Below are 11,205 nucleotides of genomic sequence, written 5' to 3'. Positions count from 1 at the left end.
CCTGTAGCTCTGGTTCATCCATCACCCCGTAGATTTTTTGCAATCCTTACAGGGGTGGAATCTCAATAAACGTCAGATTGCCTGTTTCAACGAACTTTCGGATTTATCCTAGTCAAGATCATCCATAGGGTATGAAACGTGTCGTGCTCAGACAACGCTCGCGTCATTCGCGATCTGGACTCCCTGCCTACAACGTAGTCGCATTCCCATTACGATCCAGTTCGTAGACCTTATGATCCTGCAAGCGGCGCTTTAACCACACACCCGCCTTGCCCAGCACACGCGCTTTCGACCAGATCAGGTCGACTCCCACCAGCCAGTCGGTATGGGGGTACGCGGCCAGTTGCAGCTCCACGAGCTCCCCTTCTTCGAGCTCGCGCAGGATCAACTGGCGCGGCAGCGTCGTCCAGCCCAGCCCCGCGCGCGTCATTTCCAGCAGCGCGAGATAGCTTTCCGCCTGCCAGCTGCGCGCCGAGTCGAGATACTCCGTACTCGGCAGCGTGTTGTTGTGCGCGCTGAACACCAAGCGTCGATGCGAGCGCAACTCAGCAAAGCTCACGCTCGCCTGGCGCGCCAGCGGATGATCACGGCGCGCGACGTGAGCCAGAATCAGCTTGCCCATCTGCGAAAACCCCAGGTCGCGCGGGTAGTCCGGCTGTGCAAAGGCCACGCCCAGATCCACTTCGCCCTTCACCAGCAGATCGCTCACGTCGCCGTGAAAAGGATGGCGCACGTCCAGATCGACGGCGGGAAACTGCGCGGCAAAGTCCGTGATCGCCGGCATCAGCGCCTTGTACGGCACTTCGATCGCGAGCGTCAAGCGCGGCTCGACCAGTTCCCCCAGATCGTTGGCCTGCGATTCCAGATCTAGGCAGCGCTCCAGCACCAACTCCACTTCATTGAGCAGTTTTCGGCCCGCCGGCGTGAGCGTGGGCAGCTTGCTCGTGCGGTCGAACAGCGGCAAGCCCCAGTCCACTTCGAGATTGGCGATCGCCATGCTGATGGTCGATTGCGTCTTGCCCAGGCTGCGCGCCGCCGCCGAGAACGAGCCGGTCTTGGCCACGCGGGCAAACATTTCAAGCTGGTCGAGCGAATAGCGCATTGCGCTTCCCTGATCTATTGAAAAAATCGATGGATATCCATTTGGTGACCCGGCAAATGTGATGGATTATGACGCACCAGCCCGTGCCTGACCAGCCGAGCGGGCCCACTACAAAGGAGACAACTTCATGAGCAAGGGAAGCACTCATCCGGTTGACGAGGTTCTGCCGCTTCGGCAACTCGCCAGCTACGGATTGCAGCACGTGCTGGTGATGTACGCGGGAGCCGTCGCCGTACCGCTGATACTCGGCAGCGCGCTCGGCCTCACCCAGCAGCAGATGATCACACTGATCAACGCCAACCTGCTCACCTCGGGCATCGCCACGCTGATCCAGACAATCGGCATCTGGAAATTCGGCGCGCGTCTGCCGCTGATCCAGGGGTGCTCGTTCATCGCCATCGCACCAATGATCATGATCGGCAAGCAATACGGGCTCGCCTACGTGTTCGGCTCCGTGATCGCCTCGGGTGCGCTCACCGTGCTTATCGCGCCGGTGTTCAGCCGCTTGCTACGCTTCTTTCCGCCGGTGGTGATCGGCAGCCTCATTACGATCATCGGCGTTTCGCTGATGCCGGCGGCCGCGATCTGGCTCGGCGGCGGCAACCCCGACGCGCCGGGCTTCGGCTCCGCAGCGAATCTGCTGCTCGGCTTCGCAACGGTCGGCATCACGCTGTTCATCTATGCGCGCTTCAAGGGCTTTATCGGCAATCTCTCGGTGCTGATCGGCTTGATCGTCGGCACCCTCATCGCGACCGCGTGCGGCATGACGAGCTTTGCGCATGTGGGCGATGCCGCCTGGTTCGAGATCAGCGCGCCGTTTGCGTTCGGCATGCCGCGCTTCGCCGTGACGCCCACGCTCGTGATGGCGCTGGCCATGCTGGTCATCATGGCGGAGACTACCGGCAACGTGCTGGCCATCGGCACCATCATCGGCCGGCCGTCCTCGCAGCAGACGCTCGGCAACGCGTTTCGCGCCGACGGTCTCTCGACCATGCTCGGCGGACTCTTCAACAGCTTCCCCTATAACGCGTTCACGCAAAACACCGGCCTCATTGCGCTTTCGAATGTGAAGAGCCGCTTCGTGGTGGCGTCCGCGGGCGTCATCATGGTGCTCATGGGGCTCTTTCCCAAGCTCGGCGCGCTGATTGCCTCGGTGCCGCGCCCCGTGCTGGGCGGCTGCGCAATCGTGATGTTCGGCATGACGACGGTGGCCGGCATTCAGGAACTCTCGCGCGTGAAGTTCGACGGCACGCGCAACGCGATCATCGTTGCGGTGTCGGTGAGCGTAGGTGTATTGCCGATGTCGTTCCCCACGCTGTTTGCCCAGATCCACGGCCCCGCCAAGCTGATTCTCGACAGTGGCATCTTCCTCGGCGCAATTACCGCCATCGTGCTCAACGTGCTGCTCAACCGCGACAAGCAGGATGTCGGCGCGCACGAAAACACGCCCACGCTGGCGAGCAACGCCAGCACCGAAGCCCATTGAACGCAGCGCCCTTATTTTCTTCACCCGACTTTTCACTCAGCACAACGGAAAAAATCAAATGAACGCCAATACGGATCTCGCCCCCGCCCAGCTCGCCGAACGCGACCTCGCCCTGCTGCGCAAAGCCATCGAACTCGCCGACGAATCGCGGCGCAACGGCCGCCACCCGTTCGCGGCGCTCGTGGCCGACGAGGACGGCAACATCGTGGCATCCGCCGGCAACAACTCGATGCCGCCGCAAGGCGATCCCACCCAGCACGCCGAGCTCGCCGCCGCCGCGCAGGCCGCACGCATCCTCTCGCCCGAGCAGCTCGCCCGCTGCACGCTCTATACGAGCGCGGAGCCGTGCTGCATGTGCGCGGGCGCCATCTACTGGTGCAACATCGGGCGCGTGGTTTATGCGCTTTCCGAACACAAGTTGCTCTCGCTCACCGGCGACCACCCCGAGAACCCGACGTTCTCGCTGCCGTGCCGCGAGGTGTTCACGCGCGGCCAGCGCCATATCGATGTGGTCGGCCCGCTGATCGAAGACGAAGCCGCGTGCTCGCATCACGGCTTCTGGAAGTAAGGGCGCGGATTTTTCGCAGGAATGCTTGCTGCATCTTGTCGCAATCGGAATCGACAGCATGCGCTTCAGCGAAAACCCTACTTAACCGACCTTCGGCGATTGTCTATGTTGTCTACCCAACCGGCGGATAGAACAGACTTTGCCGAAGGCGCGGCGAGCTTTCACGGCGGCCCTCAATGTCGATACTGGAGACTTCAAGGCTATGAAAAAGCTTGCCCTGTTCATGGCGATCCTCGCGATCGCAACCTCCGCGTTCGCGAAGGACTGGTCCACCATCCGTTTCGGTGTCGATGCAAGTTATCCGCCGTTTGAATCGAAGGCCGCGGACGGCAAGCTGGTCGGCTTCGATATCGATCTCGGCAACGAAATCTGCAAACGTCTGAACGCCAAATGCGTGTGGATCGAGCAGGAATTCGACGGCATGATTCCGGCGCTCAAGGCCAAGAAGTTCGACGGCGTGCTGTCCTCGATGTCGATGACGCCGCAGCGCCAGGAGCAAATCGCCTTCTCGTCGAAGCTGTTCAACACGCCCACGCGCCTCGTCGCCAAGAAGGGCACCAACCTGCTGCCCACGGCCGAATCGCTCAAGGGCAAGACGGTGGGCGTCGAGCAGGGCACGATCCAGGAAACCTACGCGAAGGCGAACTGGGCGCCCAAGGGCGTGAACGTGGTGCCCTATCAGAACCAGGACCAGGTCTACGCCGACCTGATCTCGGGCCGTCTTGACGGCGCGCTCCAGGACGCGGTGCAGGCCGACATCGGCTTCCTGAAGACGCCGCGCGGCGCGGGCTTCGAGTTCGCGGGCAAGGAGATTCCCTCGGACGGCGCCGGCATCGGCCTGCGCAAGGAAGACACCGACCTGAAGGCGAAGATCGACAAGGCCATCGCCGACATGCTCAAGGACGGCACGTACAAGAAGATCGAGTCCAAGTACTTCGACTTCGACGTGTACGGCAGCAGCAACTAAGCCTCTCCTTACAAGCTGGTGCGAAAGCCCAGACCATCCGGTCTGGGCTTTTTTTTCGATGCCGCGTGCGATGTTGTCTATACATTAACCACCTAAAACGCTTCCCAACCTTTCCATTTTCATACGTCGAAAATCCGCAAATTCAGGTCGCTTCAGCGAAAACCCCAGTTACTCGGCCATCGTCCCCGGGTTATCTTGTCTATTCAACTTTGCAGATGAACCCTCGTCTGCTTGAGGACGCCGCCAACCCACGGCGGCGTCGATGTCGATACTGGAGACTTTGCGTCAATGAAGAAGCTTGCCCTGTCCCTCGCGATCCTTGCCCTCGCCACCTCCGCCTTTGCCAAGGACCCGTCCTCCGTTCGCTTCGGTGTCGACGCGAGTTATCCCCCGTTTGAATCGAAGAGCACGGACGGCAAGCTGGTTGGCTTCGACATCGACCTCGGCAACGAAATCTGCAAGCGCCTGAACGCGAAGTGCGTCTGGGTCGAAAACGAATTCGACGGCATGATCCCGGCGCTGAAGGCAAGAAAGTTCGACGGCGTGCTCTCGTCGATGTCGATGACCCCGCAACGCGAGGAGCAGATCGCCTTCTCGACCAAGCTGTTCCATACGCCGACGCGCCTCATCGCGAAGAAGGGTGTGAGCCTCCAGCCGACCGCCGATGGCCTGAAGGGCAAGACGGTGGGCGTCGAGCAAGGCACGATTCAGGAGACCTACGCAAAGCTCTACTGGGCCCCGAAGGGCGTGACGATCGTGCCTTACCAGAACCAGGACCAGGTCTACGCGGACCTGACCTCGGGCCGCCTCGACGCCGCGCTGCAAGACGCCGTGCAGGCCGAGCAGGGCTTCCTGAAGACCGCGCGCGGCGCAAACTTCCAGTTCGCGGGCGGCGCCATCGACGACCCGAAGGGCACGCTCGGCGCCGGCGCCGCCATCGGCCTGCGCAAGGACGACGTGGAGCTGAAAGCGAAGCTCGACAAGGCCATCGCCGATATGATCAAGGACGGCACGTACAAGAAGATCGAGTCGAAGTACTTCGACTTCGACGTGTACGGCGGCTGATAATCCTGACGAGCAGCCCTGACATCATGCAGACACAGACACATCCGTTGATTTCCCCGGCGCTCGGCACCGAGCGTCACCTGACGAGCTTCCACTACGGCCCAGGCGGCGGGCAGAAGATCTACATCCAGTCGTCGCTGCACGCCGACGAATTGCCGGGCATGCTGGTCGCCTGGGCGCTGCGCAAGCGCCTCGCCGCGCTCGAAGCGGCGGGCAAATTGCGCGGCGAGGTGGTCCTGGTTCCGGTACCCAACCCGATCGGTTTGAACCAGCGCCTGCTTGGCCAGATGCTTGGCCGCTACGAAACCGGCACGGCCTCGAACTTCAACCGCCACTTCCACGATCTCGCCGAACTCGTGATCCCGCGCATCGACTCGCGCCTCTCCGGCGACGCGCAGCAGAACCTGCTTGCCGTGCGCGCGGCCATGCGCGAGGCGCTCGCCGAGCAAACGCCGACCACCGAGCTTCAATCGCAGCGCCTCGCGCTGCAGCGCCTTTCGTATGACGCCGATGTGGTGCTCGACCTCCATTGCGACTTTGAAGCGGCGCTGCATCTCTACACCAACCCCGACCTGTGGCCCGACGTCGAGCCGCTCGCGCGTTATCTCGATGCGAAGGCGTCGCTGCTCGCGCTCAATTCAATCGGCAATCCGTTCGACGAGATCCACAGCTTTTGCTGGTCGGAATTGCGCGCGCGTTACGGCGATCGTTATCCGATTCCGAATGGTTCGGTATCCGTAACGATTGAATTGCGTGGCCAGGCGGACGTGTCCTATGCGTTTGCGGAGCAAGACGCGAACGCGATCGTCGAGTACCTGACGCACCGCGGCGTGATCGAAGGCACGCCCGCGCCGTTGCCGCCGCTCGAATTTGGGCCAACGCCGTTTGCGGGCAGTGAATCGCTGTTCGCGCCGGTCTCGGGCGTGATCGTTTTCCACGCGGCGGTGGGTGCACGGGTCGAGCCTGGCCAGCCGATCGCCGATATCGTCGATCCGCTGACCGACCGCGCTGTTACGGTCAAGAGTTCCGTTGCCGGGGTGCTGTATGCGCGGCAACGCACGCGCTTTGCCACGGCGGGGATGGAGATCGCGTGCGTGGCGGGCAAGGAGCCGGTTCGAAGCGGCGCGCTGCTGCTGGATTGAGGCAGGCGGCGTCCGGCGCGGTCCTTGCGGGAGCGCGCCAGCACTTGCACCTCACGCCCCGATCCGCATCTCCATCTGCGCAAACGCCTCGCGCAACATCGCGCAAAACGCCTCGCCGGGCATCGACAGCGCCTGCGAAGCCGCCGTCGCCAGATAGAAGTGATCGGGCACCTGCGGCTCGAACGGCTTGACGATCACGCGCGGGTCCGCATACGCGGCCGTGACCGGATCGATCAATGCCACGCCCGCGCCGTTCGCCACGAACGCCACGATCGTCTTCGATAGCTGCGCCTCGATCGACATCGAACGCGTCACGCCCGCCTCCACGAATACCCGGTCGATTGCGCTGCGCGCCTCGAAGCTCGGCGGGAACGAAATAAACGATTCGCCGCGTAAATCGGCGGGGCGCACGAAGCGCTTGCGCGCGAGCCGGTGCTGGCGCGGCAGGATGCAGCGCATGGCCGCCTCCGCCAGCCGCTCGCTGCGGATCGCGGGGTGCGGCACCGGCTCCGCAATCAGCCCTATATCGCACTGCCCCGAGGCGACCTTGTCGACCACCGTGGACGCGCTGTGCGCAAGCAGCGTGACGTCGATGCCGGGATGCTCGCGCGTGAAGCGCGTGACGATCTCGGGCAGCAGATCGAGCGCCACGGCGGGCGAGCCCGCCACGCGCAAGGTGCCCAGCCGCATCGCGCGAATCTGCTCGGCCGCCTGCGCCACGCGATCGAGCCCGACGAACGCGCGCTCGACCTCCTCGTACAGCACGCGCGCCTGAGCCGTGGGCACGAAGCGGCCCGGCTGGCGCTCGAACAGGACGAAGCCGATGCGGTCTTCGAGGTCGGCAATGAGCCGGCTGACCGCCGGCTGCGAAATATGAAGCTCCTGCGCGGCGCGCGTCACCGTATGGCGCTGCATCACCGCGCGAAAGGCTTCGATCTGGCGGATTCTGAGCGAAGGCGCGTTCATAACATTGGATTATGGGTAACTGAACAAGCTGTATTGGACGGCTTATTTTGCCCGCCGCAAGATCCATCCTGCAACGAAAAAGCACGCAAGGAACCGGATCGCCATGGCATATAACACCCAAACCCCGCTCAGGCCGTGCCGGAGGGATGCGTGAGCGCACGCGGGACAAGTGAGGCACGCAGCTTCGACGTCGTCGTGGCCGGTGGCGGCCTGGTCGGCATGGCCATCGCCTGGGGCGTCGCGCGCCTCGGCCTGCGCGTGGCCGTCTGCGACGGCGAGGACATCGCCTTTCGCGCGGCGCGCGGCAACTTCGGGCTCGTCTGGGTGCAGGGCAAGGGCGGCCGCTGCCTGCCCTACGCGCGCTGGTCGCGCCAATCGTCCGAACGCTGGAGCGCGTTCGCCGGCCAACTGCAACGCGAGACCGGCGTGAACTGCGGCTTCGAGCGCCCCGGCGGCATCGAGCTTTTCGAGCATCACGCCGAACTCGAAGGCGCGACCGCGCTGCTCGAATCGCTGCGCCGCCAGGACGCCGCGCTCGCCTATGAAGTGCTGGACCCGGCCGCGTTGCACAAGCGCATTCCGGCTGCATCGCCGGCGCTTGCGGGCGCGCTCTGGTCGCCGAACGACGGCCACGCGAATCCGCTTTACACGCTGCGCGCGATGCTCGAAGCCTTCCTCGCGTGCGGCGGCGTCTACCTGCCGCGCAACGAGGTGCGCGAGGTCCGCCCGCGCGCGGGACGCTTCGAAATCGACACGCCCTCGGGTCGGCTCGAAGCGGGCCGCGTGGTGCTCGCAGCCGGTCTCGACAACGCGCGGCTCGCGCCGATGGTCGATATGCATGCGCCCATCTCGCCGCTGCGCGGCCAGATCATGGTCACGGAGCGGCTTGCGCCGTTTCTGGCCTATCCCACGCTGGTGGTCCGGCAAACTCCCGAAGGCTCGGTGCTGCTGGGCGACTCGGCCGAGGACGTCGGCTTCGACGACGGCCAGACGCGTGCGGCCATGGTCGATATCGCGCGCCGCGCGCGCACCGCGTTTCCAACCCTCGCACACGCGCGCATCGTGCGCTCATGGGGTGCGCTGCGCATCATGACGCCGGACGGGCTACCCGTTTATGAAGAATCACGCAGCTATCCGGGCGCGTTCGTCGCGATCTGCCACAGCGGCGTGACGCTGGCCGCCGCGCACGCGGACCTCGTCGCGCCCTGGATCGCGGGCGGCGCTGCGCCCGCCGAACTCGAAGCCTTCACCACAGCGCGCTTCGCCGCGCCCAAGGTCGCACCCCATGTTTGAACCCATCGCCCCCGCCGCCGCGAACGATGCGCGCGTGCGCATCCATATCGACGGCATGCTGGACGACGTGCCCGCGCATTACAGCGTCGCCGCCGCGATGCTCGCGAACGGCGCCACCGCCTGCCGCGCGAGCGCGGTGAGCGGCGCACCGCGCGGCCCCTTCTGCATGATGGGCGTCTGCTTCGACTGCCTCGTGGAAATCGACGGCGTCCCCAACGTCCAGGCCTGCATGACTCAGGTGCGCAACGGCATGCAAGTCCGCGCGATGAACGGCAAGGCGGAGCTGCCATGACGCGCCGCCAATGTGACTTGTTGATCGTCGGCGCGGGCCCCGCCGGCATGGCCGCCGCCATCGCGGCACGGGCGGCGGGACTCGCCGTCACTGTGGCCGATGAAGGCCCCTCGCCCGGCGGCCAGATTTACAGGAATCTCGCCGCAACGCCGACGCGGATTGCTCAGTGGCTCGGCAAGGATTACCAGGCGGGCCGCCCGCTCGTTGATGGTCTGCTCGCGAGCGGCGTGCAGTATCTGCCACGCAGCGTCGTCTGGCAGATCGCCTTCGAGCCGGAACCGGTTGCGATGCTCACACAAGGCGCGCCCGAGGGCGGCACGCTGGAAGTCGGCGCACGCGCCGTCCTGATCGCAACAGGCGCGCAGGAACGCCCCTGGCCCGTGCGCGGCTGGACGCTGCCCGGCGTAATGGGCGTGGGCGCGGCGCAAACGCTGCTGAAGTCCGCTGGCCTCGCGCCCGGCGACGACACCGTGCTCGCGGGCAGCGGCCCGTTGCTCTGGCTGTTCGCCGCGCAATTGCTGAACGCGGGACGGCGCGTGCGCGCGCTCGTCGACACGACACCGCGCGACGCCTGGCGGCGCGCCCTGCCACATGCCCTGCCCGCGCTGCGCGGCGCGGACTATCTGTTCAAAGGCTGGCGCATGCTGCGCGCCGTGCGCCGCGCCGGCATACCCGTGTACAGCAGCGCAAGCGGCGTGGCAATCGAAGGTAATGGCCGTGCGGAACGCATTCGCTTTCGCGACGCTAGTGGCATTGAACACACGCTGGAAAGCTCGCTCGTGCTGCTTCATCAAGGCGTGATTCCATCAACGCAGCTCGCCCGCTCGCTCGGTTGCACGCACGAATGGGACACACACGCGGCCTGCTGGCGCCCGCAACGCGACAGTCGCGGCCGCAGCAGCGTGCAGGGCGTCTGGATCGCCGGCGATGGCGCGGGCATTGGCGGAGCGCAAGCTGCTGCACTGGCCGGCGAAATCGCCGCGCTCGATATCGCCGCCGCGCTCGGCAAACTCGACGCGCCAACCCAGGCCGCGCGCGAACGCCCCGTGCAGCGCGCGCTGCACCGCCATCTCGCGGTGCGCCCGCTGCTCGACGCGCTTTATACGCCACTGGCCACACAACGCATTCCGGACAACGAAACCATCGTCTGCCGCTGTGAGGAAATCACGGCGGGAGAAATTCGCGAACTCGCCAGGCTGGGCTGCCAGGGGCCGAACCAGATGAAGGCGTTCACGCGCTGCGGCATGGGCCCGTGCCAGGGCCGCTGGTGCGGCACGACAGTGGGCGAACTGATCGCGGAAGTCCAGCAGCGCGACGTTGCCGATGTCGGCCACTACCGCATACGCGCGCCGATCAAGCCGATTACCGTGGGCGAAATGGCCGACGCCCTCGAACTCGCGGACGACTTCCAGCGCGGCGAATTCCCAAGTTGATTCGCGAACTGATGCGCGAGTCGATTAACAGCCTGCCCCACACAACCTTGCACCCTGATACACAAACGAACGGAGACCCAGCATGAAGACGCGCCTTACGATCCTCCTCTCGGCTGCTGCCATGGCCTTCGCCTCGCACGCCGCCCTTGCGAAAGACTGGACGACGATTCGCATCGGCGTCGACCCCACCTACCCGCCGTTCGAGTCCACCGCGACCGATGGCAGCATGAAGGGCTTCGACATCGATCTCGGCAATGCGCTGTGTGCGAAGCTCAACGCCAAGTGCGTGTGGGTCTCCAGCAGCTTCGACGGGTTGATCCCCGGATTGCAGGCGCGCAAATTCGACATGATTCTCTCGTCGATGGCAGCCACCGAGCAGCGCCGGCAGCAGATCGATTTCACCGACCGTCTTTATCGCAATCAGACGCGCCTGATCGCGCGTGAACATTCTGGACTCCTGCCTGAAGCTTCAAAGCTCGCCGGCAAGCGCATCGCCGTCGAGCAAGGCACGATTCAGGAAACCTACGCGCGTCAAAAATGGGCCGCTTCCGGCGTCGAGGTCGTGCCTTATGCGAACTATGACCAGGCTTATGTCGACCTCGTCAACGCACGCGTGGACGGCGTGTTGATGGACGCTGTGCAGGGCCAACTCGGCTTCCTCTCCACGCCGCAAGGCAAGGGCTTTGCGTTCGCGGGCGGCACCGTTTATGACGCGAAGATCATGGGCAACGGCGACGCCGCAGGCATACGCAAATCGGACGCCGATCTGCGCGACGCGCTGAACCGCGCCATCGCGCAGATCCGCAACGACGGCACGTACAACAAGATCCAGTCGAAGTACTTCGACTTCGATATGTACGGGAATTGAGCGGGCGGGGTCAAGTTCATGAC

General features: G+C 64.6%; 11 protein-coding genes. 9 read left to right on the top strand and 2 right to left on the bottom strand.

Going from position 1 to position 11,205, the window contains the following annotated elements:
- Positions 1 to 187: 187 nt before the first annotated feature.
- Positions 188 to 1,102: a LysR family transcriptional regulator gene (locus tag HV773_RS33705; protein WP_175198167.1), complete on the bottom strand. Its 915-nt coding sequence runs from the start codon at positions 1,100 to 1,102 to the stop codon at positions 188 to 190.
- A 127-nt stretch (positions 1,103 to 1,229) separates the two neighbouring features.
- Here HV773_RS33705 and HV773_RS33700 point away from each other — a divergent pair, with 127 nt between their 5' ends.
- The 5 genes from HV773_RS33700 to HV773_RS33680 all read left to right on the top strand — a co-directional run bounded on the left by HV773_RS33700 (position 1,230) and on the right by HV773_RS33680 (position 6,330).
- Positions 1,230 to 2,588, top strand: coding sequence for a nucleobase:cation symporter-2 family protein (locus tag HV773_RS33700; protein ID WP_175198166.1), 1,359 nt, complete (start codon positions 1,230 to 1,232; stop codon positions 2,586 to 2,588).
- A 58-nt stretch (positions 2,589 to 2,646) separates the two neighbouring features.
- Positions 2,647 to 3,156 carry a nucleoside deaminase gene (locus HV773_RS33695; RefSeq protein ID WP_175198165.1) on the top strand — a complete coding sequence of 170 codons (510 nt, stop codon included), beginning with the start codon at positions 2,647 to 2,649 and terminating at the stop codon, positions 3,154 to 3,156.
- 202 nt (positions 3,157 to 3,358) lie between these two features.
- Positions 3,359 to 4,123, top strand: coding sequence for an ABC transporter substrate-binding protein (locus tag HV773_RS33690; protein WP_175198164.1), 765 nt, complete (start codon positions 3,359 to 3,361; stop codon positions 4,121 to 4,123).
- Positions 4,124 to 4,411: 288 nt separating this feature from the next.
- The gene (locus tag HV773_RS33685; RefSeq protein WP_175198163.1) at positions 4,412 to 5,188 is read left to right on the top strand and encodes an ABC transporter substrate-binding protein; all 777 of its coding nucleotides are present in this window, start codon (positions 4,412 to 4,414) and stop codon (positions 5,186 to 5,188) included.
- Between the two features lie 26 nt (positions 5,189 to 5,214).
- On the top strand, positions 5,215 to 6,330 hold the full coding sequence (locus HV773_RS33680) for a succinylglutamate desuccinylase/aspartoacylase family protein (RefSeq protein WP_175198162.1): 1,116 nt from the start codon (positions 5,215 to 5,217) through the stop codon (positions 6,328 to 6,330).
- A gap of 51 nt (positions 6,331 to 6,381) precedes the next feature.
- On the opposite strand, the gene HV773_RS33675 is transcribed toward HV773_RS33680, so the two are convergent.
- Positions 6,382 to 7,296, bottom strand: coding sequence for a LysR family transcriptional regulator (locus tag HV773_RS33675; protein WP_175198161.1), 915 nt, complete (start codon positions 7,294 to 7,296; stop codon positions 6,382 to 6,384).
- Positions 7,297 to 7,446: 150 nt separating this feature from the next.
- Between HV773_RS33675 and HV773_RS33670 the strand changes: the two genes are divergently transcribed.
- The 4 genes from HV773_RS33670 to HV773_RS33655 all read left to right on the top strand — a co-directional run bounded on the left by HV773_RS33670 (position 7,447) and on the right by HV773_RS33655 (position 11,182).
- Positions 7,447 to 8,589 (top strand): NAD(P)/FAD-dependent oxidoreductase, encoded by a 1,143-nt coding sequence (locus HV773_RS33670; protein ID WP_281365328.1) that lies wholly within the window; start codon positions 7,447 to 7,449, stop codon positions 8,587 to 8,589.
- Positions 8,582 to 8,881 (top strand): (2Fe-2S)-binding protein, encoded by a 300-nt coding sequence (locus tag HV773_RS33665; protein ID WP_175198160.1) that lies wholly within the window; start codon positions 8,582 to 8,584, stop codon positions 8,879 to 8,881. Before HV773_RS33670 ends, HV773_RS33665 begins: the two co-directional genes overlap by 8 nt.
- Positions 8,878 to 10,314: an FAD/NAD(P)-dependent oxidoreductase gene (locus tag HV773_RS33660; RefSeq protein ID WP_175198159.1), complete on the top strand. Its 1,437-nt coding sequence runs from the start codon at positions 8,878 to 8,880 to the stop codon at positions 10,312 to 10,314. The genes HV773_RS33665 and HV773_RS33660 overlap by 4 nt, the downstream gene beginning before the upstream one ends.
- Before the next feature lie 82 nt (positions 10,315 to 10,396).
- Positions 10,397 to 11,182, top strand: a complete 786-nt coding sequence (locus HV773_RS33655; RefSeq protein ID WP_175198158.1) for an ABC transporter substrate-binding protein — start codon at positions 10,397 to 10,399, stop codon at positions 11,180 to 11,182.
- Positions 11,183 to 11,205: the final 23 nt, after the last annotated feature.

Source organism: Paraburkholderia caffeinitolerans (assembly GCF_902859945.1).
Lineage (GTDB): Bacteria > Pseudomonadota > Gammaproteobacteria > Burkholderiales > Burkholderiaceae > Paraburkholderia > Paraburkholderia caffeinitolerans.
The sequence above is the reverse complement of the archived record's forward strand: the minus strand, read 5'-3'. Positions and strand labels throughout refer to the sequence as shown.

What these genes read in the sequence shown, in the direction of transcription:
- HV773_RS33680 (WP_175198162.1), top strand. Translation starts at nt 5,215, where the DNA reads ATGCAGACACAGACACATCCGTTGATTTCCCCGGCGCTCGGCACCGAG.
- HV773_RS33665 (WP_175198160.1), top strand. Translation starts at nt 8,582, where the DNA reads ATGTTTGAACCCATCGCCCCCGCCGCCGCGAACGATGCGCGCGTGCGC.
- HV773_RS33690 (WP_175198164.1), top strand. Translation starts at nt 3,359, where the DNA reads ATGAAAAAGCTTGCCCTGTTCATGGCGATCCTCGCGATCGCAACCTCC.
- HV773_RS33705 (WP_175198167.1), bottom strand. Translation starts at nt 1,102, where the DNA reads ATGCGCTATTCGCTCGACCAGCTTGAAATGTTTGCCCGCGTGGCCAAG.
- HV773_RS33675 (WP_175198161.1), bottom strand. Translation starts at nt 7,296, where the DNA reads ATGAACGCGCCTTCGCTCAGAATCCGCCAGATCGAAGCCTTTCGCGCG.
- HV773_RS33685 (WP_175198163.1), top strand. Translation starts at nt 4,412, where the DNA reads ATGAAGAAGCTTGCCCTGTCCCTCGCGATCCTTGCCCTCGCCACCTCC.
- HV773_RS33695 (WP_175198165.1), top strand. Translation starts at nt 2,647, where the DNA reads ATGAACGCCAATACGGATCTCGCCCCCGCCCAGCTCGCCGAACGCGAC.
- HV773_RS33700 (WP_175198166.1), top strand. Translation starts at nt 1,230, where the DNA reads ATGAGCAAGGGAAGCACTCATCCGGTTGACGAGGTTCTGCCGCTTCGG.
- HV773_RS33660 (WP_175198159.1), top strand. Translation starts at nt 8,878, where the DNA reads ATGACGCGCCGCCAATGTGACTTGTTGATCGTCGGCGCGGGCCCCGCC.
- HV773_RS33655 (WP_175198158.1), top strand. Translation starts at nt 10,397, where the DNA reads ATGAAGACGCGCCTTACGATCCTCCTCTCGGCTGCTGCCATGGCCTTC.